This is a genomic window from Enterobacter cloacae complex sp. 385G4 (assembly GCF_057320665.1).
Window position 1 is genome coordinate 216,753 of record NZ_JBXWDD010000005.1, and the last position, 23,850, is coordinate 240,602.

Here is a 23,850-nt window from a genome sequence, read left to right on the forward strand (position 1 = left end):
CTAAAATAAGGGCGGTCGATTGACCGCCTTTTTTATTTGTATTGAACGAGAGCAACCATGAGCCATAACGACACTATCGTCGCCCAGGCAACCCCACCGGGACGCGGTGGTGTAGGCATTCTGCGTATCTCCGGCCTGAAGGCACGCGAGGTGGCCGAAGCGGTGCTGGGTAAACTGCCAAAGCCGCGCTACGCTGATTACCTGCCGTTTAAAGATGCCGACGGCACGGCGCTGGACCAGGGCATTGCGCTGTGGTTCCCCGGCCCGAACTCCTTTACCGGCGAAGACGTGCTGGAACTTCAGGGCCACGGCGGCCCGGTTATCCTCGACCTGCTGTTAAAACGTATTCTGACCCTGCCGGGCCTGCGCATTGCGAAGCCGGGCGAATTCTCCGAGCGTGCCTTCCTGAACGACAAACTCGACCTGGCACAGGCCGAGGCGATTGCAGACCTGATCGACGCCAGCTCTGAACAGGCGGCCCGCTCCGCCCTGAACTCGCTGCAGGGCGCGTTTTCCGCACGTGTGAATCACCTTGTGGAAGCACTTACTCACCTGCGAATCTATGTCGAAGCGGCTATCGACTTCCCGGACGAGGAAATCGACTTCCTCTCTGACGGTAAAATCGAAGCCCAGCTGAACCAGGTGATGAGCGATCTGGATGCCGTCCGCGCCGAAGCGCGTCAGGGCAGCCTGCTGCGTGAAGGGATGAAGGTCGTCATTGCTGGTCGCCCTAACGCCGGGAAATCGAGCCTGCTGAACGCCCTGGCGGGCCGTGAAGCGGCAATCGTAACCGACATAGCCGGTACCACCCGCGACGTGCTGCGCGAGCACATCCACATCGACGGCATGCCGCTGCACATTATCGATACCGCGGGTCTGCGCGATGCCAGCGACGAGGTTGAGCGCATCGGTATCGAGCGCGCCTGGCAGGAAATCGAGCAGGCCGACCGCGTGCTGTTTATGGTAGATGGCACCACGACCGACGCCGTTGACCCGGCGGAGATCTGGCCGGACTTTATCGCCCGTCTGCCGGCCAAACTGCCTATCACCGTGGTGCGTAACAAAGCGGACGTGACCGGCGAAACGCTGGGCATCAGCGATGTGAATGGTCACTCACTTATTCGCCTTTCGGCACGTACAGGGGAAGGCGTGGAAGCCCTGCGTAACCATCTCAAGCAGAGCATGGGCTTTGATACCAGCATGGAAGGCGGCTTCCTGGCGCGTCGCCGTCACCTGCAGGCGCTGGAAGAGGCGGCACGCCATCTTGACCAGGGTAAAGCGCAGCTTATCGGCGCGTGGGCAGGTGAACTGCTGGCGGAAGAGCTGCGTCTGGCGCAGCAGAATCTGAGCGAGATCACCGGGGAGTTCACGTCGGACGATCTGTTGGGCAGGATTTTCTCGAGCTTCTGTATTGGTAAGTAATTCCCGCTAATCCATGGTGATTTCCTCCTGGGAAATCACCATTGTCCAAATGGCAACTCGCCTTAACCCTTTTCACCCCCTATTCTGCATGCCTGCATCTATGGGGGGTTTATGGCGCGTTTTCTGTTTTGTAGTTTCGCATTAGTTCTGCTTTATCCGTCTGGTATTGATATGTATCTGGTGGGATTGCCGCACATCGCCCGCGATCTGGGTGCCAGCGAAGCGCAGCTGCATATCGCGTTTTCGGCCTACCTCGCAGGAATGGCGTCGTCGATGGTCTTTGCCGGGAAGATCGCGGATAAGGCTGGCCGTCAGCCCGTCGCAATTACCGGAGCCATCATCTTTGCCCTGGCCTCTCTTCTCTGCTCACAGGCACAGAACAGTACCTTGTTCCTGGCAGGACGGTTCATCCAGGGCATTGGTGCCGGCGGCTGTTACGTGGTGGCGTTTGCCATTTTGCGCGACACCTTAAGCGCCCAGCGCCGTGCTAAAGTGCTCTCCATGCTGAACGGGATAACCTGCATCATTCCGGTGCTGGCACCGGTTGTAGGCTATCTGATCATGCTGAAATTCCCGTGGCAGAGCCTGTTCTGGACCATGGCTGCAATGGGCGCCCTGGTCTTTGTGTTGTCGATCGCCGTACTGAAAGAGACCCACCCGGGATCGCAGAATCCCAGCCATACCGCGACCATTCATCCGGCAGAGAAACTTCTCAATCGCTTTTTCCTCAGCCGTCTGGCCGTAACCACGTTAAGCGTGGCGGTGATCCTGACGTATGTAAACGTTTCCCCGGTGTTGCTGATGGAGACCATGGGTTTCGATCGCGGTGAGTATTCCACGGTGATGGCATTAACCGCTATGATCAGTATGGCTGTATCGTTCTCCACCCCGTTTGCGCTGAATCTCTTCCGCCAGCGCACGCTGATGCTGACCTCACAGGTTTTATTCCTTGCCGCAGGCGCGATCCTGGCGACCACCAGCTCGCATGCGCTGATGCTGGTGGGCATTACGCTCATCTGTGCCGGGTTCTCGGTTGGCTTTGGCGTGGCGATGAGTCAGGCGCTTGGTCCCTTCTCGCTGCGGGCAGGCGTGGCAAGCTCGGTCCTGGGGATCGCGCAGGTCTGCGGTTCGTCTCTGTGGATATGGCTGGCGGCGGTCATCGGACTTAACGCGCTCAATATGCTGATCGGGATTCTGATTGGCTGTAGCATAGTCTGCATCACCTTACTTATGGTCATCCAGCCCGCGGCACAGTATGAAGAAGCCCATCAGCAGTCTCGATCTTAACCTGTTGCTTTGCCTGCAGCTTTTGCTGCAGGAGCGCAGCGTCACCAAAGCCGCGAAGCGGATGAACGTGACGCCGTCGGCGGTGAGTAAATCGCTGGCCAGGCTGCGCGACTGGTTTGACGACCCTCTGTTTGTCAAAACGCCGTTAGGGCTGCTGCCTACGCCGCTGACGGTCAGCCTGGAGCAGGATTTGGCCGACTGGATGCAGATCGGCAACCAGATCCTCGATAAATCTCACCATGATTCGCCTGGCGGGCTGACGTTTGTGCTGGCCGCCGAAACGCCGCTGATGCTCATCCGCTTTAACGCCCTGCTTGAGCAGGTGAACCAGCGTTATCCGCAGGCCACGGTGAAGATGCGTCACTGGGATTACGACTCGCTGGACGCCATTACGCGCGGGGAAGTGGACGTTGGCTTCACCGGTCGCGAAACCCACCCGCGCTCGCGTGAACTGCTGAAGCTGATGCCGTGGTTTATCGACTACGAAATCCTGTTTAGCGACCGTCCATACGTCTATTTGCGTGAGGACCACCCCGCTCTGCAGGAGGAGTGGAATCTGGAGACCTTCCTGCGCTATCCCCATATCAGTATCTTCTGGGAACGGAGCGACACCTGGGCGCTGGATGAGGTGCTAAAAGAGATGGGGCGGGAGAGAAACATTGCCATGTGTTTGCCGGGCTTTGAGCAGTCGATGTTTATGGCGGCGCAGCCCGGTCATAACTATATCGCCACGGCTCCCCACTACTGTCGCCACTACAATGAACTCCACCAGCGGAAGCTGATCGCGCTTCCTATTCCCATTGACGAAGCGCAGGCTGAAAAGCTGACCGTTCCCTTCACGCTGATCTGGCATAAACGGAACAGCCATAATCCGAAAATCCTCTGGCTGCGGGAGACCATCAAGGCGTTGTACGGTGGCAGCGATCCAATTTTTGCCTAAGAAAATGTAAAGTTCGGCCTTCAGGCTTCTCTTACTCCGATTTACTGATTAAAACAGGAGCCAAGTTAAGCGATAATCATGTAACCGTTTAACCGATTACGACCATTATCAAGGAGCGAAAAATGGCAACGCACTTTGCAAGAGGGATACTTACAGAAGGACGTCTCGTATCGGCCAGACTCTCTTCAGCCTGTCACAGTGAGGCGCTCAAACTCCCCGAACACCGCAGGACGCGGTTTTTAGCCTCGAGAGCACTTCTCGCAGAACTGCTGTTTATGCTGTACGGCACCAGCGAACTGCCGGAAATCGTCACGCAACCAGAAGGCCGCCCGGTCTTTGCTGACCCGGAACTCCCCCGTTTTTCCATTGCCTATACGGGCAATATCATTGGCGTGGCGCTGACCACCGAAGGGGATTGCGGGCTGGATATGGAGCTTCAGCGTGCAACGCGGAGCTTCCACGGCGCAAGCCCGCACGATGACTACCCGCTCTCCAGTAATGAGAAGCTGTGGGTACGCAACCAGAACGACTCCGTCGAGGCCAGAGCCCAGCTCATCACCCTGCGCCAGAGTATTCGAAAGCTCTGCGGATGCGCTTCAGACGATGCCAGCCTGTTGCAATTGTTGCCCGGCTCCGGACGCCTGCGTGCCGCTAAAGCTACGCTTGTAGAGGCGCTCAGCGATGCAGAAGATGTGTTGATATGGTCTGTTGCAGTTAGCCCAGCCATCGAACGGCTAAAGATTTGGGAATTTGACAGTAAAGAGGGATGGAGTAGCCTTCCGGATGTGCCCGAGCGCGCCAACGAGCCCGCCGCACGCCTGATGCGTTTAACCAGTTTACCGGCAGAAAAAGCATTTACCCATAGCTGATCCAATCAGGGTCATCATGATGAAACAGGAGTAATCATGTCTGATACGTTGAAAGTAGTTACGTTACTGGGAAGCCTGCGCAAAGGTTCATTTAACGGAATGGTTGCCCGCACGCTGCCGCAGCTGGCCCCGGCAGGTATGGAAATTAGCGCCCTGCCATCTATTGGCGATATCCCGCTGTATGATGCAGATGTCCAGCAGGAAGAGGGGTTCCCGCAGAGCGTGGAGGCGATAGCCGAGCAGATCCGCCAGGCCGACGGTGTGGTCATTGTCACGCCGGAGTATAACTACTCGGTTCCGGGTGGCCTGAAGAACGCGATTGACTGGTTATCTCGTTTACCGGAACAGCCGCTGTCTGGCAAACCGGTGCTGATCCAGACCAGCTCAATGGGCGCGATTGGTGGCGCACGCTGCCAGTATCACCTGCGCCAGATCCTGGTGTTCCTGGATGCGATGGTGATGAACAAGCCGGAATTTATGGGCGGTGTGATTCAAAACAAGGTCGACCCGCAGACGGGTGAAGTGGTGGATCAGAGCACGCGTGACCATCTCTCTGGCCAGCTGACCGCGTTCGGGGATTATATTAAGCGGGTGAAGGCGTAAGATAATTGCGGCCTGATGCCCTCACCCTGACCCTCTCCCACGGGGAGAGGGAACAAACACTAAAGCCCTTTTCGAAGAAAAGGGCTTACTGTTTATTTGGCGTCAATAAACACAATCTTCAACACAAACAGCAGCGCAACGATAATCACGCACGGGCTGAGTTCGCGGAAGCGGCCGGTACCGATCTTCATTACGCAGTAAGAGATAAAGCCCAGCGCGATACCTTCGGTGATCGAGAAGCTGAACGGCATCATCACGGCGGTAATAAAGGCCGGCACCGCTTCGGTTAAATCTTCCCACTTCACGCGCGCCAGGCTCGAGGTCATCAGCACGCCCACGTAAATCAGCGCGCCGGCAGCCGCATACGGTGGAACCATACCCGCCAGCGGAGAGAGGAAGATCACCAGTAGGAACAGGATACCCACCACCACCGCCGTCAGGCCGGTACGGCCACCCACGGACACGCCGGAAGAGGATTCAATGTAAGCGGTAACAGATGAGGTGCCAATGAAAGAACCCGCCACGGAAGAGATGCTGTCCACATACAGCGCCTGCTTCATGCGCGGGAATTTGCCTTTCTCGTCAGCCAGACCCGCTTTGTCCGTCACGCCAATCAGCGTACCGGAGGAGTCAAACAGGTTGACCAGCATGAAGGAGAAGATCACGCCCGCCAGGCCCAGGTTCAGGGAACCCGCCAGGTCAACGTGACCAATCACGGTAGAGACGCTCGGCGGCGCAGAGACAATACCGCTGTAATGCACGTCACCCAGCATCCAGCCCAGCAGCGTGGTCACGATGATAGAGACCAGCACCGCAGCGTGGATGTTGCGCGACGCCAGGATCGCGATGATGAAGAAGCCCAGCACGCCCAGCAGCACGCTGTGCGAGGTCAGGTTACCGATGCTCACCAGCGTTTCCGGGTTCGCCACGATCACACCGGCGTTTTTCAGACCCATCATGCCGATGAACAGACCGATACCGCTGGTGATACCCACGCGCAGGCTCACCGGGATATTGGCAATCATCCAGTAGCGGACGCGGAAGATGGTCAGCAGCAGCAGGCCGACCGCACCCCAGAAGATAGCGCCCATACCAACCTGCCACGGCAGGCCCATCGCCTGAACCACCACGAACGCGAAGAACGCATTCAGGCCCATAGCGGGTGCCAGCGCCACAGGCAGGTTAGCGAAAACGCCCATCAGGATGCTGCCAAGGGCCGCGATCAGACAGGTGGTAACAAAGACGGCGCTGGTGTCCATGCCAGCGACGCCCAGAATTTGCGGGTTCACAAAAACGATATAGACCATCGTCAGGAAGGTGGTGAAACCGGCGATCACTTCGGTGCGTGCCGTTGTGCCGTGCTCGCGCAGTTTGAATACGCGCTCAAGCAGACCCTGACCAGATGTCTGGGTTGTGTGTTGTTGACTCATCATCAATTTCCGAACAAGGAGGGAAAATTCGTCGCTATCCTATACCAAAATGCGACAATAGTGGCGGTTACGGGATACTTTTTTCATTGATTATGCTTATACGGCAACGATTGCGTCTCGTAAATGTGTCGTACGTAAACGTTAAACTTGTTAAAAGGGAAGGGCATGTCCGGAATTGAAGCGGTATTTTTCGACTGTGACGGTACGCTGGTCGACAGTGAGGTCATTTGTTCCCGCGCGTATGTCGCCATGTTCCAGGAATTTGGCATTACGCTCGATCTCGAAGAGGTGTTCAAACGCTTTAAGGGCGTGAAGCTGTACGAGATCATCGACATCATTAACGAAGAGCACGGGGTGGATCTGGCGAAAGCGGAGCTGGAACCGGTGTACCGCGCCGAGGTCGCACGCCTCTTTGACTCAGAACTGGAAGTTATTGCCGGGGCTAACGCGCTGCTGGATGCGATGACGGTGCCAATCTGCGTAGTTTCCAACGGTCCGGTCAGCAAAATGCAGCATTCACTGGGCAAGCTTGAAATGCTGCACCACTTTCCGGAAAAACTGTTCAGCGGCTACGATATCCAGCGCTGGAAGCCCGATCCGGCCCTGATGTTCCACGCGGCGAAGGCGATGAACGTCAACGTGGAGAACTGCATTCTGGTGGATGACTCGCCTGCGGGCGCCCAGTCGGGGATTGATGCGGGGATGGAGGTGTTTTACTTCTGTGCCGATCCGCACAACAAGCCGATCGATCATCCAAAAGTGACGACCTTTAACGATCTGGCGCAATTGCCAGAGTTGTGGAAGGCACGCGGGTGGGATATTACGCGTTAAGCTAACGTAGGGCGGGTAAGCGCCAGCGCCACCCGCCACAACCATCACTCTTTCGGATCTTTACCCGCCAGCAGCTTGTCCAGCTCGTCGCCGCCCACGTGACGGAAGTCCTGTCCCTTCACGAAGTAGAAAATATATTCGCAAATGTTCTGGCAGCGGTCGCCGATACGCTCGATAGAGCGCGCGCAGAACAGGGCCGTCAGCACGCTTGGGATGGTACGGGAATCTTCCATCATGTAGGTCATCAGCTGACGCACAATGCCTTCATACTCCTGGTCGACTTTCTTGTCTTCACGGTAGATACGCACCGCTTCATCCAGATCCATACGCGCAAAGGCATCCAGCACGTCGTGCAGCATCTGCACGGTGTGGCGGCCCAGCGACTCCAGGCTTACCAGCAGCGGCTGATGCTGCTGGGAAAACTTCTCCAGCGCGGTGCGGCAGATTTTATCCGCCACGTCACCAATACGTTCCAGCTCGGCGATGGTTTTAATGATCGCCATTACCAGACGCAGGTCGCTCGCGGTCGGCTGACGCTTGGCGATAATACGCACGCAGGCTTCGTCGATCGCCACTTCCATCATGTTGACGTTATGGTCGCCTTCGATGACGCGCTTCGCCAGCTCGCTGTCCTGGTTATGCATTGCCGTAATCGCATCAGAAAGCTGCTGCTCAACCATGCCACCCATGGTCATCACCTGCGTGCGAATACTTTCCAGCTCTGCGTTGAACTGGCCTGAAATGTGTTTATTAAGATTGAGGTTGTCCATGGTTTCTCCACATGCACTAAGGCAAATCAACCGTAGCGGCCAGTAATATAATCTTCGGTTTGTTTCTTCGCGGGCCGGGTGAACAGCGCGTCCGTATCGCTGAACTCAATCAACTCGCCCAGGTACATAAACGCCGTGTGATCTGAGCAACGCGCAGCCTGCTGCATGTTGTGGGTCACGATAACCACGGTGTAATCCTGCTTCAGCTCGGTGATCAGCTCTTCAATACGGCCGGTTGAGATCGGGTCCAGCGCTGAACATGGTTCATCCAGCAGCAACACTTCCGGGCGAATGGCGATACCGCGCGCAATGCACAGACGCTGCTGTTGACCACCGGAGAGAGAGTACCCGCTCTGATGAAGTTTATCTTTGGTTTCGTTCCATAATGCGGCCTTGGTCAATGCCCACTGCACGCGCTCGTCCATGTCCGCACGGGAGAGCTTCTCAAACAGGCGAACGCCAAACGCGATGTTGTCATAGATGGACATCGGGAACGGCGTCGGTTTCTGGAACACCATCCCCACTTTGGCACGCAGCAGGGCGATATCCTGGGCCTGGGTCAGAATGTTTTCGCCATCCAGGATAATTTCACCTTCAGCGCGCTGCTCCGGATAGAGCGAATACATTTTGTTAAAGGTACGCAGCAGCGTGGACTTGCCACAGCCAGACGGACCGATGAATGCCGTGACCTGGTTCTTCGCGATATCCAGGTTGATGTTCTTCAGGGCATGGAATTTGCCGTAGTAGAAGTTCAAATCACGAACCTGAATCTTACCCGGGGCAGTATCAACCATACTCATTGACTCATTTCCTCATTCGACGCCGCGAGCTGCCGCGCCGTAAAAAATTAACCGTGTTTCTTCTTCGCGAAAATGACGCGCGCCAGAATGTTCAGCAACAGTACGCAAAGGGTGATGATCAGCACCCCGGCCCAGGCCAGCTGCTGCCATTCCGCGAATGGGCTCATCGCAAATTTAAAGATCGTCACCGGCAGGTTGGCGATCGGCTGCATCATGTCCGTGCTCCAGAACTGGTTGGAGAGGGCAGTAAACAGCAGCGGTGCCGTTTCACCGGCAATACGGGCGATAGCCAGCAGGATACCGGTCATGATCCCGGAGACCGACGCTTTGAGGGTGATCGCAGAAATCATTTTCCATTTCGGCGTACCCAGTGCGTAAGCTGCTTCACGCAGGCTATCCGGCACCAGTTTCAGCATGTTTTCGGTGGTACGAATGACGATAGGCACCTGCAGCAGCGCCAGCGCAATTACGCCCGCCCAGCCGGAGAAGTGTTCCATTTGCGCGACTACGATGGTGTAAACAAACAGGCCCACGACAATCGACGGAGCGGAAAGCAGGATGTCGTTAATGAAGCGAATCACCTCTGCCAGCCAGGATTTACGCCCGTACTCTGCCAGGTAGATGCCGGCCATGATGCCCAGCGGCGTACCGAAAACGGTCGCCCACAGGATCAGCAGGCCGCTGCCCGCCAGGGCGTTCGCCAGACCACCACCCGCCGTATTTGGCGGCGGCGTCATCTCGGTGAACAGCGCCAGAGACATTCCATCAATACCACGGGTGATGGTGGACATCAGGATCCAGATCAGCCAGAACAGGCCGAATGCCATCGTTGCCATGGAAAGCGTCAGCGCAATGCGGTTTTTAAAACGACGCTTCGCCTGCATTTTGCGGCGGGATTCGGCAAGCTGAGCGGTGCTTTGCATTTCGAGAGTTGCCATCAGCGTGCCCCCTCATTTTTCGCGAGACGCAGGATCATCAGCTTGGAAATCGCCAGAACAATGAAGGTGATAACGAACAGAATCAGACCCAGCTCCATCAGCGCTGCGACGTGAAGCCCTGATTCCGCTTCGGCAAATTCGTTTGCCAGCGCGGAGGTAATACTGTTACCCGGCATATAGAGTGAAGCGCTGTCGAGCTGGTAGGTGTTACCGATGATAAAGGTGACCGCCATCGTTTCACCCAGCGCGCGACCTAAGCCCAGCATTACGCCGCCGATCACCCCATTTTTGGTGAACGGAAGGACAATGCGCCAGATAACTTCCCAGGTGGTACAGCCGATGCCGTAGGCCGACTCTTTCATCATCACCGGGGTTTGTTCGAAGACATCGCGCATTACCGCCGCAATGTACGGAATAATCATGATGGCGAGGATCACACCTGCCGCCAGAATACCGATACCGAATGCCGGGCCAGAGAACAGGGCTCCCACAAACGGAACAGCGGAGAGAACATTACCTACCGGCTCCTGGAAGTACGTGGCAAACAGCGGCGCAAAGATAAACAGGCCCCACATGCCGTATACGATACTTGGGATGGCCGCCAGCAGTTCGATGGCAATACCCAGCGGGCGACGCAGCCAGCCCGGCGCCAGCTCCGTCAGGAACAGCGCAATACCGAAGCTTACCGGAACCGCAATCAGCAGGGCGATGAACGAGGTCACCAGCGTACCGTAAATCGGCACCAGCGCACCGTAGATATCGTTCGGCGCGTCCCACTCTTTGGTCCACAGGAAAGAGAAACCGAATTTCTGAATGCTCGGCCAGGAGGAGAAAATCAGAGACACGATAATGCCGCCCAGCAGCAATAGCACAATCAGCGCAGCCAGTTTGACCAGCGCGCCGAAAATCATGTCACCTTTTTTACCCGGAGGGTTAAATGCAGGCTTGGTTGCAGCCATAAATCACTCTTCTGTTAAACGCGTTTACGAAATCGGCGGGTAAGCGCAAGCGCCACCCGCCATTTTCGTCAGAATGCTAAATTAATACAATGCTTTACCGCTGCTGTCTTTCACGTTGGTTTTCCATGCAGCACGAATCTGCTCAACCACGCTGTCTGGCAGGCTGGCGTAATCCAGGTCGTTAGCCTGTTTGCCGCCGTTTTTGTATGCCCAGTCAAAGAACTTCAGCACTTCAGTACCTTGCTCTGGTTTCTTCTGATCTTTGTGAATCAGAATGAACGTTGTAGAAGTGATTGGCCACGCGTTGTCGCCTTTCTGGTTAGTCAGATCCTGTGCGAAGGATTTGCTCCAGTCAGCGCCTTTCGCTGCGTTAGCGAAGTTCTCTTCAGTTGGGCTAACCGGTTTGCCGTCAGCAGAAACCAGTTTGGTGTAAGCCAGGTTGTTCTGCTTAGCGTAAGCGTATTCTACGTAACCGATAGAGCCAGGCAGACGCTGTACGAAGGCAGCGATGCCGTCGTTACCTTTACCGCCCAGACCGGTTGGCCAGTTAACGGTAGAGCCGGAGCCGACTTTCGATTTCCACTCTTCGTTCACTTTTGCCAGGTAGCTGGTGAACACGAAGGAGGTACCGGAACCATCAGCACGACGAACCACAGCAATGTTCTGCGAAGGCAGCTTAACGCCCGGGTTCAGTTTGGTGATGGCTTCGTCATCCCATTTTTTGATTTTGCCCAGGTAGATGTCACCCAGGGTTTTGCCGTCCAGCACCAGCTCGCCTGATTTCAGGCCAGGGATGTTAACGGCCAGCACAACGCCGCCGATCACGGTCGGGAACTGGAACAGGCCTTCCTGATTCAGTTTTTCATCAGACAGCGGAGCGTCAGATGCGCCGAAATCAACGGTATTCGCGGTAATTTGTTTAACGCCACCGGAGGAGCCGATACCCTGATAGTTAACCTTGTTGCCGGTTTCCTTCTGGTAGGTATCCGCCCATTTGGCATACACCGGCGCAGGGAAGGTTGCACCGGCACCTGTCAGGCTTGCTGCTGCGAATACAGAGAAAGCGCTCATGGATAAGGTCGCGGCGACAACAGTTGCGACAGTGGTACGCATAACTTTCATAATGTCTCCTGCAAGGATTTCGTAAATCATTGTTTAAGTGGCTACGATGAGCAAAATAGGACAAACAGGTGACAGATAAATGTACGAAATATGACAGTTTTATGACAATGCATGCCTGCACGTTAACCTCATGAATAAACACATGATTTTATTTTTCACTAAAGCATCATGATGAAAGGAAGTGTGGTTCAGAATGGAAAAAATGACAATGACTGTAATATGTAACAGGGGCGGAAACATTTCGCCCCTGTGTTTATTCAGTTGGCGATCTCCAGCGTGATGGTGGCGTAGGCGTCAAAGGTCCCCGGCCTGGGCTGAGCGCCTGTCGCACTGGCTGGCGCCGCGGAAAACGTCAGCGAGTTGGTTTCTGCCCCCTGATTGTTCGGCCCCCTGTCCATACTCATGCTGCCGCCGTTCACATTCACCGCGCGGTCGGCCTTGTCATAAATGACAATCCCGACATCATCATTACCGTTGACTTTCATCATTGTCGCGCTGGAGTCAACCGGATCGGCATGAAGGGAAGAGTAGACGATATTTTCATCCCTAATTCCGGTGCACTGGACGAGGATGGTTTTGGTCACCTTGTGGCTGGAAACGGGCGTGCCCTGCACCGCAGAAAACGCCGTAGAAGGAATTTTACCAAAATCGATTTCCAGCGACTGCCCCGACGCAATCTCACAGCTTTGCGGTGCGACGATATCACCCGAAATACGGATTTCTGCCAGCTTTTCGGTACTCGCCAAAGAGGATTGTGTGTTTATTCCGCCGTACAGATCCGCGACGATCGTGCCGGGTACCGTGACCTTGCCGATAAAAGGTTTGTTAACCAGAAATGACAGCTTGATCTCCGATCCCGTATCCAGTATCGCCTGGTTGCCTTCTTCGCCATCCGCATAGCAGTACATACCGGAGGTTACGCGATTTGGTTCCGCAGAAAAGGGTACGGGAATAAAGTTACGTCCCAATACATGAATCGAGGAGGCAATACTCAAGTTGTCATTCAGTCTGTAGTAGGTATAACCGTTTCTCGTCGTATCGACGTTCAGAGGCGAAGTGGCCGTATAGTAAATCTCTCGAAAGACGGTGGTATAGCGCGTCAGGCAATTACATTCAACTTTATAGGTCGTGGGGGACGTTAGGGTCTCCAGATCTCTTATCTCCATACCCGCTTTATTTTTATCAGCCGGTATTTGCTGATTATTCACATTCAGATTGTAGAGATAGGTTCCACCTACTGCATGGCAGATCCCATCCCCCGCAAGCGCAGCCTTGCTCCATGTACTGAATAAAAGCGTCATTACAACAAACAGCCTTTTCAAACCCAATTTCATCGCGCTATTCCTGTTGGCAAACTGCCGTTGTCTGAACCAGCTCGACACCTGTCGGCTTGTTAATGTGGTAATGCACCGTGCAGCGACTGGCATTCCCCTTTCCCCAGTTCAGTGAAAACGTACCGTCTTCCGGCATACCGGAAAGGTAGACATCGCCGTTATCCCCGACAATGCCGGTCACGCTGCCGGACTCAAGCTCCGCGGACGCCATCGCGCCAAAGGGGACGGGTTGTCCATTCGCCTGACGAACGTTAAACAAGATGCGGTAGCCAACGTGCGTAACAAATACAGCCTTCACCACGGCGCCACGTGTGGGCACCAGGGTAAGGACGCTGTTATCAAGCTCGACGTTGGCTTTGGCGAAGTAATCGCTGTCGAAAGCGACACGGTTTTCATCGTAGGGGTTGAGCTGCGTCTGGACGGTAAAGCCCCGCCAGTCAGTGGCGATGCCACCAGCGTTTTCCAGCTCAAGACCGGCGGCTCCGGGGGCTTTAATCAGCGCGACGGTCTCACCCAGCTCCTGAGAAAAAGTGATCCCTTCGCTGTGCGCCAGAATGCCACCTTTCACACCATAGTTAAGGCGCTCTGATTCCCGGCTATAGTCATAGCTGGCATTCACCGAGCCGTATGTTCCGTCATACCCAAGTCCTGCACTGCCGTTGCTCTCTCGTTCATCAGCATCCCAGGATTGCTGAATGTTATAAGAGAGGTTATGTCCTTCGAGCGCCGTACCGTTTACGCCAACCTGATGCATCCCTTTACCGTGGTTATTTTGCGTCGCGCTATACGAGACGTAGCTGTTGCTGAGCGAGCCGGATAGCGGAACCGATACGGAAAACATGAAGATCTGCTCGCTTTCAGAGGAGGTGCTATCGGCATCCTGGCGGCCGCTGGAAGTGGTGGCAGAATCCGAATAGTTCCAGGAGAGGTTCCAGGAGATAGATCGCCAGCTGTTGCTGTAGCCGAATTGCACCAGTCGTTCGACAGCGTCCGTCTTCCAGTACTGCTGGCGGCTCAACGTCAGATAGAGGTTGCCCATACCTTCGCCGAAAGTTTGGGTCCACGTACCTTCCAGCCTGCTGCGCCGGTTACCGGTTACCCAGAAATCGCTTTGGTTATTCTGGCGTGAAGCCCACTCATTCAGCGTGTAGTACCCTTCCGTCGAGTACCGGTAACCCACCAGCCGGAGCGTCGTGTCGGTATCATCAAAGCGTTTTGAATAGAGGAAACGATAGGACTGTCCCTGTTCATTGTCGTTCTCGTCGAACCAGGCGGCTGCGTGGGTGACGTCAAAGGAGAGTGCGCCCAGCGACCCCATATCCTTGCCGACCCCGAGCGCAGCGGCGCGATAATCCTGCGCCAGCTGCATGCCGCCATACAGCGTTAATCCCCACGGCAGACCGCGCAGCAGCTGAGCCTGAAACACGTCCGGCGTGAAGGCATGTTGGTCACGCAACTCACCTGCGCTGATATCCACATCGGTCTGTCCCTCGCGCTTCAGTATGGCTAACGACGCATAGGGCTGCGTGAAGCGTTGTTCGCTGCCGTCCTCTTCTTTGATGGTGACATCCAGATCGCCGCCTGAGTGGGTAGTATTAAGATCGGTCAGCGAAAAGGCGCCCGGCGGAACGGCAGATTGATAAATAACGTATCCATTCTGCCTGACGATGACGGTGGCGTTACTTTTCGCCACGCCGCGAACCACCGGAGCAAACCCGTTCTGGCTGGCGGGAAGCATGTCGTTATCGGTGTAGAGCCGCACGCCGCGAAGCTGCGTGCTGTCAAACACATCGCTGGCGGTAAACGTATCTCCAATCATCACCTGGCTACGAAGTGCGGCAATATTCCGCTCGGCGTAGGTGCTTATAGTGTCATAGGCTGACTGCCCGTTGCTGATATTGAGGATGCTGTAGTTGCGAAGGCGCCATGCCCCCACGTTTATCCCGTTGCGCAGGTTGAGGTAGTAAAACGCCTCGTCATCACCGTCATCGTCGCGAAGCGTTTCAGAGCCTGAAAAATCATAATTCACCATCAATGCGTTAATGCCTTCATCCCAGCGGGAAGGGCTTATCGCATCATGGGCAGCGGCATCAATATAAATCTGCGGGATGGTCAGATTGAGGGCCAGCTCATCCGTATTAAACGTCGAGGTCGCCCCCTCTATCATCGCCGCAGGACGGATACACTGCTTCTCGTCGATCTCTGCCAGCGCCTTTACCGCTTCAACTTTTACGCCAAAGGAGGCCAGGACGCTTTTCGCATCCACAAAACAGGGGGTGATTTCCGCCTCTGCATTATCCTGAACAAACGTCACGACGCGTTGTTCAATACGCTTACCGTTAACAAAAATATCGACCTTGTAATCCCCGGCAGGCAGGCTGTTTGCCCGGTTGAACTGGCTGATGTCCACATCAACGGGGTGATCGATCTCCAGCAAGGCGGGATTAAACAGATCGTTTGCCGCAGACATTTTCGCAGCAGAAAAGAATATCCCTGAGATCATCAGGAGTTTTACGAGCGGTGAGGAGGCCATTTGCCAGGATATCCCGATGATCAGAGGGTAAGCGCAATAGTGTTACTGATGCCGCCGTAGTCATTGACGTAGCGCCAGACCATGTTATGACCGGACGTTCCCGCAGGCAGCGGAAGACGCAGGGTTTCAAACGGGCGGATAATATTCAAAGGCACATCCTTCCCGTCGACTGTCACATTCATCACGTTGACGTGAATGGCGCTGGGATTATGCACAACCAAAAAACCGCCTTCGGTATGCCAGGTGACTTTCGGCGCGGCGGCTTCCGGGGTGACCTTGAGCGCAGCCGGACGCCAGAAGAGTTTGATGCGCGTTTTGATGGCGATTTCCAGCCGGTTTGGGCTGTTGCCCGAAGGCGGAAAATTTTTTACGTTCAGCCAAAAGACGGATTCGCGATCGTCAGGCAGTGCCCCTTTGACTTTCATAATTCGCAGAATTTTTTCCTGCTGCGGCTCCAGCCGGGAAACCGGAGGAATAACGGTGAAAGGCGGTGAAGAGCGATCGCGACTTTCGAAGGGATCAACCCATGTCTGAATCAAATAGGGCAGCGTATTATCATTGTTACGAACCGAAATGGTCGCATCGGATTTATCACTGGAATATATAATACGCGTTCCACCAATAATGATGCCCGCGGTTGAAAAACATGAAAAAAGGGCCAGCCACAGCGTCACGAGCACGCCGAAAAACACTCTTATCACAAAATAATCCTTTATATAAAGAGCCTGATAGATAAGTGGCAACCACCAGGCTCAACAGAGTGTGCGGGGTGATATTATTTCAAATATTCAATAGTAAATTGAGAATCAGCGTTAGCCGTACCCGGCGTGACCGTAGCCAGGGTCTGCACATATTTCGCTTTAAACCCTAAATCGGCTTTGCCTGCGGTGATGGGGCTATAAGCAGAATTGCCGTACAGCGGGACGGCGGTATCGTCTTTCAGGTTGTACAATTTAATCGCCACACCCGTTGCTGCGACAGCGGTATCCCCGCCGGTGAAGGTACCGTCAGTGCCCGTGTCACCCACGACAGGCGTACCGATGGCAAGATAGCCCTTGCCGATAGTGTCCTTATCTTCCGTACCATCAAAGCGAACGGCAGCCTGAGTGTACGTGGTTGGGCATTTATCCAGTCGGATATGAAAATCTTTTACCGATGCCGTAGAGTCAATACCCGTGAAAGCAGTTTTACCCACCTTACCGATATTCACCGTCTGCCCAGCCGTATCTGAAGTGACTTCACATGTGGTATCCACCACTTCGCCACGGAAGTGTACAATACCGTCAGATGCGATAACCTGATTCGCTAAAAACAGTGAAGATAACGCCAAAATCCCTGTAAAAATATTACGTTTCATAGTACTCCGCCATTAAATTAATAAATCCATCTATTACATTCATGATTTAAATAAATCATGGAACCTGCGTTCGGCCGATATAATACAAATAAAATTAAACTCAGCAAGAAATAAAATTATATTTTTAAAGGAGTTATTATGTAAGGAGGAATAATATAATAAACGAATAAAACACCAGGCCCGAATCAATATTATTTCGTATAAATTTAAGTTTACAATAAGCGTGTATGAGAAGAAAAAACGGGGTTTGTTTTTCAGATTATATTTATATAGAAATAAAAAAGCCTTAGCATGGCGCTAAGGCTTTATCGAAAATAAACGGACTATTATTCCACCGTAACCGATTTCGCCAGGTTACGCGGCTGGTCAACGTCGGTGCCTTTGATCAGCGCCACGTGATAGGCCAGCAGTTGCAGCGGAACGGTGTAGAAGATCGGTGCAATCACCTCTTCCACATGTGGCATCTCAATGATGTGCATGTTGTCGTTGCTGACAAAACCGGCATCCTTGTCGGCGAAGACGTACAGGACACCGCCGCGGGCGCGCACCTCTTCGATGTTGGATTTCAGTTTTTCCAGCAGTTCGTTGTTAGGTGCCACAACGATGACCGGCATATCCGCATCAATCAGCGCCAGTGGGCCGTGTTTCAGCTCGCCTGCCGCGTAGGCTTCCGCGTGGATGTAGGAGATCTCTTTCAGCTTCAGTGCGCCTTCCAGCGCAATAGGGTACTGATCGCCACGACCCAGGAACAGGGCGTGATGTTTGTCAGAGAAATCTTCCGCCAGCGCTTCAATGCGTTTGTCCTGAGACAGCATCTGCTCAATACGGCTCGGCAGCGCCTGCAGGCCGTGAACGATGTCGTGCTCAACGGAAGCATCTTCGCCTTTCAGACGCGCCAGCTTCGCCACCAGCATCAGCAGAACGGTCAGCTGAGTGGTAAACGCTTTGGTGGAGGCCACGCCGATTTCGGTGCCCGCTTTGGTCATCAGCGCCAGATCGGACTCACGCACCAGGGATGAGCCCGGGACGTTACAGATGGCCAGCGAGCCCAGATAACCCAATTCCTTAGACAGACGCAGCGCTGCCAGCGTATCCGCCGTTTCGCCGGACTGGGAAAGAGTGATCATCAGGCTGTTACGACGCACCGCAGACTTGCGATAGCGGAACTCAGATGCGATTTCTACGTCGCACGGCACACCCGCCAGGGATTCAAACCAGTAGCGAGAGACCATACCGGAGTTATATGAGGTACCGCAGGCTACGATCTGAATATGTTCAACCTTGCCGAGCAGTTCGTTGGCGTTTGCCCCCAGCTCGCTCAGATCCACCTCGCCGTGGCTGATGCGCCCGGTCAGAGTGTTTTTGATAGCGTTCGGCTGCTCGTAGATCTCTTTCTGCATGTAGTGACGGTAAGCGCCTTTGTCGCCCGCGTCGTACTGCAGGTTAGATTCGATCTCCTGACGCTTCACCTGCTCGCCTTTGGTGTCGAAGACGGTCACGCTGCGGCGCGTCACTTCCGCGATATCGCCCTCTTCCAGGAAGATAAAGCGACGGGTGACCGGCAGGAGCGCCAGCTGATCGGAGGCGATAAAGTTTTCACCCATGCCCAGACCGATAACCATCGGGCTACCGGAACGCGCGGCCAGCAGGGTAGATGGATCGCGGGAGTCCATGATCACCGTACCATACGCACCGCGCAGCTGAGGGATAGCGCGCAGCACCGCATCACGCAGCGTACCGCCCTTTGCCAGCTCCCAGTGCACCAGGTGAGCAATCACTTCGGTGTCGGTTTCAGAGACGAAGGTATAGCCGCGCGCTTTCAGTTCTTCGCGCAGCGGTTCGTGGTTTTCGATAATGCCGTTATGCACCACCACGATGTGTTCAGACACATGCGGGTGCGCGTTACCTTCAGACGGTTCGCCGTGCGTCGCCCAGCGGGTGTGCGCGATACCGGTACCACCGTGCAGCGGATGTTCTTCCGCAGCCTGGGCCAGCATCTGCACTTTACCGAGACGACGCAGACGGGTCATATGCCCTTCTGCATCCACGACAGCCAGACCGGCAGAGTCGTAACCACGGTATTCCAGACGACGTAAACCTTCGAGAAGGATTTCAGCAATATCACGCTGCGCAACTGCGCCAACAATTCCACACATATTTTAGATTCCGAATTTAGGCATTATGCCTGCGTTGTCGCTGACCTGTATTTACCCTTTCCGGGCGCCCCGAGCCTTGTAGAGAGTGGGGTTATTTTTATGGGTACTGCTTGTGGGGGGAGATATATATTTATCTCCTCTCCCGGGTTTGCCTGATGACGGCTACGCCTTATCAGGCCTACTCCATCGTAGGGCGGGTAAGCGTAGCGCCACCCGCCTTGTTGTTACTTTTTCTTCACCGGGCGTTTCCAGCCCTGCTTGTGTACCTGCGGCACGCGGCTTAACACCAGCTCGTTATCCGCTACGTCGCGCGTGACGGTCGTGCCGGCGGCAATGGTCACGCCGTTACCCACGGTAACCGGTGCCACCAGCTGCGTGTCCGAGCCCACGAACACGTCATCGCCGATGATGGTTTTAAACTTATTGGCGCCGTCATAGTTACAGGTAATGGTTCCTGCACCAATGTTCACGTTATCGCCAATCTCCGCGTCGCCCAGATAGGTTAAATGACCCGCTTTGGAGCCTTTACCCAGACGCGCTTTTTTCATTTCCACGAAGTTGCCCACGTGCGCGCCTTCCAGCAGCTCAGCACCCGGGCGCAGACGCGCAAACGGGCCGATGGTACACGCGGCTTCAAGATGAGCATCTTCCACCACGCTGTACGGGCTGATTTCGCAGTCGTCACCGATGACGCTGTTTTTAATCACGCAGCCGGCGCCAATTTTGACGCGGTTGCCCAGCGTGACGTTGCCTTCAAGAATAACGTTAGTATCGATCTCAACATCGCGCCCGTGAGACACGGTGCCGCGCAAATCGAAACGCGCCGGATCGCGCAGCATGACGCCAGCAAGCAGCAGCTTCTCTGCCTGCTCGGACTGATAAATACGCTCAAGACGGGAAAGCTGCAGGCGGTTATTCACGCCGTCCGTTTCGCTGATGCACGCCGGATGAACGGCGGCGATCTCACGCCCTTCGTAATACGCCATCGCAATGATGTCGGTGATGTAGTACTCACCTTGCGCGTTATTGTTGTCGAGCTGAGAGAGCCAGCGCTTCATGTCCGCGCCATTGGCAATCAGGATGCCGGTGTTGATCTCCTGAATCTTGCGCTGTTCATCACTGGCATCTTTATGCTCAACAATCCCCGTCACGTTACCGTTTTCACGCGTGATACGGCCATAGCCCGTTGGATCGTCCAGAACAACGGTCAATAAACCGATGCCGCCCTGCGGCTTGGCTGCACGCAGGCGAGTCAGCGTTTCAACGGAGATCAGTGGAACGTCGCCGTAAAGCATCAGAATATCTTCGTCATCGGCAAAGAACGGCGCAGCCTGTTGCATCGCATGACCGGTACCCAGCTGTTCAGCCTGAAGCACCCAGTTGAGCGCATCATCGCTCAGCGTCTTTTTAAGCAGATCGCCGCCGTGGCCGTAGACCAGGTGAACCTGACGGGCACCCAGTTCATTCGCTGCATCAATGACATGCTGCACCATTGGCTTTCCTGCCAGCGTGTGGAGCACTTTAGGCAGATCGGAATACATGCGGGTACCTTTGCCAGCGGCAAGGATCACCACGCTCATCGCACTGTTTGACATACGCATCCTGACGGTAGTTTGAGTGAGAAGTAAAAACGTTTGATGCCTAAAATTCTACATCTTTTTCATCATGAATTAAGGATGAAAAAAAAAGCCAGCCTGGTATCCAGACTGGCTTTTGTGCTTTTCAAGCCGGTGTTACATCGCTTTTTTGGTCAACTCGATAACGCGCAGTTTCGCGATCGCTTTGGCCAGCTCCGCAGACGCCTGAGCGTAATCCACGTCACCATGAGAGCTGCTAATGTGCTCTTCAGCCTTACGCTTCGATTCCAGGGCTCGCGCTTCGTCGAGATCCTGGCCACGAATAGCGGTATCGGCCAGAACGGTCACACTGCCAGGCTGCACTTCAAGAATGCCGCCGGACAGATAGATAAACTCTTCGTGACCGAACTGTTTAACGATGCGGATCATACCAGGCTTAATGGCGGTGAGCAGCGGTGCGTGACCCGGGAAAATACCCAGTTCACCTTCACTGCCCGTTACCTGGATTTTCTCGACCAGACCAGAGAACATTTGTTGCTCTGCGCTGACGACGTCCAGGTGGTAAGTCATTGCCATATCACCCTCCGATTAAGGCGTTAAAGTTTTTTGGCTTTTTCCACGGCTTCTTCGATGGAACCAACCATGTAGAACGCCTGCTCTGGCAGGTGATCGTATTCGCCTTCCATGATGCCTTTAAAGCCACGGATGGTGTCTTTCAGGGAAACGTATTTACCCGGAGAACCGGTGAATACTTCCGCAACGAAGAACGGCTGGGACAGGAAGCGCTGGATCTTACGCGCACGTGCTACCACCAGTTTGTCTTCTTCAGACAGTTCATCCATACCCAGGATGGCGATGATGTCTTTCAGTTCCTGGTAACGCTGCAGCAGGGACTGTACGCCACGCGCGGTGTCGTAGTGTTCCTGACCAACAACCAGTGGATCCAGCTGACGGCTGGTGGAGTCCAGCGGGTCAACAGCCGGGTAGATACCCAGAGACGCGATCTGACGGCTCAGTACCACGGTTGCGTCTAAGTGCGCAAAGGTGGTTGCTGGAGATGGGTCAGTCAAGTCATCCGCAGGTACGTATACCGCCTGAACGGAGGTGATAGAACCGGTTTTGGTAGAGGTGATACGTTCCTGAAGAACACCCATCTCTTCCGCAAGCGTAGGCTGATAACCTACCGCTGAAGGCATACGACCCAGCAGTGCAGATACTTCAGTACCGGCCAGGGTGTAACGGTAGATGTTATCAACGAACAGCAGAACGTCACGACCTTCGTCACGGAATTTCTCAGCCATTGTCAAGCCGGTCAGCGCAACGCGCAGACGGTTTCCTGGTGGCTCGTTCATCTGGCCGTAAACCAGGGATACTTTGTCCAGAACGTTGGAGTCGGTCATTTCGTGGTAGAAGTCGTTACCCTCACGAGTACGTTCACCTACGCCCGCAAACACGGAGTAACCGGAGTGCTCGATCGCGATGTTACGGATCAGCTCCATCATGTTTACGGTTTTACCTACACCCGCACCACCGAACAGACCAACTTTACCGCCCTTCGCAAACGGACACATCAGGTCGATAACTTTGATGCCGGTTTCCAGCAGTTCCTGAGAGCTGGACAGCTCTTCGTAGGAAGGTGCCGCGCGGTGGATAGCCCAACGCTCTTCTTCACCGATGTCGCCTTTCATGTCGATTGGCTGACCCAATACGTTCATGATACGACCCAGCGTTGCTTTACCTACCGGGACTTCGATCGGGTGCTCAAGGTCTTTGACTTCCAGACCACGACGCAGACCGTCGGAAGAACCCATGGCGATGGTACGCACGATACCGCCGCCGAGCTGCTGCTGAACTTCCAGCACCAGGCTCTCGTTACCATTCTGTACCTCAAGCGCGTCGTACACGCGTGGTACGGCGTCCTGAGGGAACTCGACGTCCACCACGGCGCCGATTACCTGGACAATCTTTCCAGTAGCCATCTTGAATCCTCTACGTAATTCGTAAACCTGGTTAAACCGCGGCGGCCCCCGAGACGATCTCGGTGAGTTCCTGAGTAATGCTGGCCTGACGAGCTTTGTTGTAAACCAACTGCAGCTCTTTAATCAGGCTGCCGCCATTATCGGTCGCGGCTTTCATCGCCACCATTCGTGCGGCCTGCTCGCTGGCCAGGTTTTCTACAACGCCCTGATAAACCTGAGATTCAACGTAACGACGCAGCAGGGTATCCAGCAGCGGTTTCGGATCGGGTTCATACAGGTAATCCCAGGCTTTCTGCTTCAGCTCGTCATCTTCTGATGCCGGTAACGGCAGCATCTGAGTGAGCGTTGGAACCTGAGACATGGTGTTAATGAATTTGTTGCTGACAACGTACAGTCTGTCCAGACGGCCTTCATCGTAGGCCTGCAACATCACTTTAACCGGGCCGATCAGTTCGGACAGGGACGGGTTATCACCCATACCGGTCACCTGAGCGACAATGTTGCCACCAACGGAGTTAAAGAAAGAGACGCCTTTAGAGCCAATCAGTGCCAGATCGCACTGAACGCCTTTATCAGACCAGCCTTTCATATCCGCCAGCAGTTTTTTGAACAGGTTAATGTTCAAGCCGCCACACAGACCACGGTCAGTCGACACCACCAGGTAGCCCACACGCTTAACGTCGCGTTCTTCCAGGTAAGGGTGCTTATATTCCAGATTACCGTTTGCAAGGTGACCAATCACTTTGCGCATGGTCTCTGCATAAGGACGGCTGGCCGCCATGCGATCCTGCGATTTACGCATTTTGGAAGCGGCGACCATCTCCATCGCTTTAGTGATCTTTTGCGTGTTCTGGACGCTTGCGATCTTACTACGTATCTCTTTTGCGCCGGCCATGAGCTTCTCCTCAATGCCAGGCGGCTTGCCCTGAGACAAGCCGCCGGA

General features: G+C 54.7%; 21 protein-coding genes. 6 read left to right on the plus strand and 15 right to left on the minus strand.

Annotation, left to right across the window (positions count from 1 at the left end; genetic code table 11):
• Positions 1-57 precede the first annotated feature (57 nt).
• The 5 genes from mnmE to AC2FAJ_RS15650 all read left to right on the plus strand — a co-directional run bounded on the left by mnmE (position 58) and on the right by AC2FAJ_RS15650 (position 5,121).
• On the plus strand, positions 58-1,422 hold the full coding sequence (gene mnmE, locus AC2FAJ_RS15630) for a tRNA uridine-5-carboxymethylaminomethyl(34) synthesis GTPase MnmE (RefSeq protein ID WP_047363221.1): 1,365 nt from the start codon (positions 58-60) through the stop codon (positions 1,420-1,422).
• A gap of 111 nt (positions 1,423-1,533) precedes the next feature.
• On the plus strand, positions 1,534-2,709 hold the full coding sequence (locus AC2FAJ_RS15635) for an MFS transporter (RefSeq protein WP_045630885.1): 1,176 nt from the start codon (positions 1,534-1,536) through the stop codon (positions 2,707-2,709).
• Positions 2,678-3,649, plus strand: coding sequence for an HTH-type transcriptional regulator YidZ (gene yidZ, locus AC2FAJ_RS15640; RefSeq protein WP_028014928.1), 972 nt, complete (start codon positions 2,678-2,680; stop codon positions 3,647-3,649). The genes AC2FAJ_RS15635 and yidZ overlap by 32 nt, the downstream gene beginning before the upstream one ends.
• 122 nt (positions 3,650-3,771) lie before the next feature.
• Positions 3,772-4,518, plus strand: a complete 747-nt coding sequence (locus tag AC2FAJ_RS15645) for a 4'-phosphopantetheinyl transferase family protein (RefSeq protein ID WP_047366738.1) — start codon at positions 3,772-3,774, stop codon at positions 4,516-4,518.
• Between the two features lie 36 nt (positions 4,519-4,554).
• Positions 4,555-5,121, plus strand: a complete 567-nt coding sequence (locus tag AC2FAJ_RS15650) for an NADPH-dependent FMN reductase (protein ID WP_003861147.1) — start codon at positions 4,555-4,557, stop codon at positions 5,119-5,121.
• A gap of 92 nt (positions 5,122-5,213) precedes the next feature.
• Here the strand turns inward: AC2FAJ_RS15650 and adeP are convergent, their stop codons facing one another.
• On the minus strand, positions 5,214-6,551 hold the full coding sequence (gene adeP / locus AC2FAJ_RS15655) for an adenine permease AdeP (protein WP_145965165.1): 1,338 nt from the start codon (positions 6,549-6,551) through the stop codon (positions 5,214-5,216).
• A 165-nt stretch (positions 6,552-6,716) separates the two neighbouring features.
• Here adeP and yieH point away from each other — a divergent pair, with 165 nt between their 5' ends.
• Positions 6,717-7,382 (plus strand): 6-phosphogluconate phosphatase, encoded by a 666-nt coding sequence (gene yieH / locus AC2FAJ_RS15660; RefSeq protein ID WP_280029227.1) that lies wholly within the window; start codon positions 6,717-6,719, stop codon positions 7,380-7,382.
• Between the two features lie 44 nt (positions 7,383-7,426).
• On the opposite strand, the gene phoU is transcribed toward yieH, so the two are convergent.
• The 14 genes from phoU to atpG all read right to left on the minus strand — a co-directional run bounded on the left by phoU (position 7,427) and on the right by atpG (position 23,802).
• Entirely contained in the window at positions 7,427-8,152 is a 726-nt protein-coding gene (gene phoU, locus AC2FAJ_RS15665) for a phosphate signaling complex protein PhoU (RefSeq protein WP_003861153.1), read from the minus strand.
• 26 nt (positions 8,153-8,178) lie between these two features.
• Positions 8,179-8,952 carry a phosphate ABC transporter ATP-binding protein PstB gene (gene pstB, locus AC2FAJ_RS15670; RefSeq protein WP_010426574.1) on the minus strand — a complete coding sequence of 258 codons (774 nt, stop codon included), beginning with the start codon at positions 8,950-8,952 and terminating at the stop codon, positions 8,179-8,181.
• Between the two features lie 47 nt (positions 8,953-8,999).
• Positions 9,000-9,890, minus strand: a complete 891-nt coding sequence (pstA, locus tag AC2FAJ_RS15675) for a phosphate ABC transporter permease PstA (protein WP_014881893.1) — start codon at positions 9,888-9,890, stop codon at positions 9,000-9,002.
• Complete coding sequence (gene pstC, locus AC2FAJ_RS15680) at positions 9,890-10,849, minus strand: phosphate ABC transporter permease PstC (protein WP_028014924.1); 960 nt, start codon at positions 10,847-10,849, stop codon at positions 9,890-9,892. Before pstC ends, pstA begins: the two co-directional genes overlap by 1 nt.
• A gap of 81 nt (positions 10,850-10,930) precedes the next feature.
• Positions 10,931-11,971 (minus strand): phosphate ABC transporter substrate-binding protein PstS, encoded by a 1,041-nt coding sequence (gene pstS / locus AC2FAJ_RS15685; protein ID WP_041911742.1) that lies wholly within the window; start codon positions 11,969-11,971, stop codon positions 10,931-10,933.
• Between the two features lie 257 nt (positions 11,972-12,228).
• On the minus strand, positions 12,229-13,305 hold the full coding sequence (gene stgD, locus AC2FAJ_RS15690) for a fimbrial protein StgD (RefSeq protein ID WP_485454303.1): 1,077 nt from the start codon (positions 13,303-13,305) through the stop codon (positions 12,229-12,231).
• A 4-nt stretch (positions 13,306-13,309) separates the two neighbouring features.
• The gene (locus AC2FAJ_RS15695) at positions 13,310-15,838 is read right to left on the minus strand and encodes a fimbria/pilus outer membrane usher protein (RefSeq protein WP_485454304.1); all 2,529 of its coding nucleotides are present in this window, start codon (positions 15,836-15,838) and stop codon (positions 13,310-13,312) included.
• 20 nt (positions 15,839-15,858) lie between these two features.
• Positions 15,859-16,539 carry a fimbrial chaperone gene (locus AC2FAJ_RS15700; protein ID WP_485454305.1) on the minus strand — a complete coding sequence of 227 codons (681 nt, stop codon included), beginning with the start codon at positions 16,537-16,539 and terminating at the stop codon, positions 15,859-15,861.
• 74 nt (positions 16,540-16,613) lie between these two features.
• Positions 16,614-17,195: a chaperone-usher fimbrial major subunit gene (locus AC2FAJ_RS15705; protein WP_153657025.1), complete on the minus strand. Its 582-nt coding sequence runs from the start codon at positions 17,193-17,195 to the stop codon at positions 16,614-16,616.
• A gap of 326 nt (positions 17,196-17,521) precedes the next feature.
• Entirely contained in the window at positions 17,522-19,351 is a 1,830-nt protein-coding gene (gene glmS, locus AC2FAJ_RS15710) for a glutamine--fructose-6-phosphate transaminase (isomerizing) (RefSeq protein ID WP_041911745.1), read from the minus strand.
• A 224-nt stretch (positions 19,352-19,575) separates the two neighbouring features.
• Positions 19,576-20,946: a bifunctional UDP-N-acetylglucosamine diphosphorylase/glucosamine-1-phosphate N-acetyltransferase GlmU gene (glmU, locus tag AC2FAJ_RS15715; protein WP_041911746.1), complete on the minus strand. Its 1,371-nt coding sequence runs from the start codon at positions 20,944-20,946 to the stop codon at positions 19,576-19,578.
• Positions 20,947-21,084: 138 nt separating this feature from the next.
• On the minus strand, positions 21,085-21,504 hold the full coding sequence (locus AC2FAJ_RS15720; RefSeq protein ID WP_006177560.1) for a F0F1 ATP synthase subunit epsilon: 420 nt from the start codon (positions 21,502-21,504) through the stop codon (positions 21,085-21,087).
• A 20-nt stretch (positions 21,505-21,524) separates the two neighbouring features.
• Positions 21,525-22,907, minus strand: a complete 1,383-nt coding sequence (gene atpD / locus AC2FAJ_RS15725; protein WP_003862362.1) for a F0F1 ATP synthase subunit beta — start codon at positions 22,905-22,907, stop codon at positions 21,525-21,527.
• 31 nt (positions 22,908-22,938) lie between these two features.
• A complete protein-coding gene (atpG, locus tag AC2FAJ_RS15730; protein WP_003862364.1) occupies positions 22,939-23,802 on the minus strand; it encodes a F0F1 ATP synthase subunit gamma in 864 nt (287 codons plus the stop codon).
• Positions 23,803-23,850: the final 48 nt, after the last annotated feature.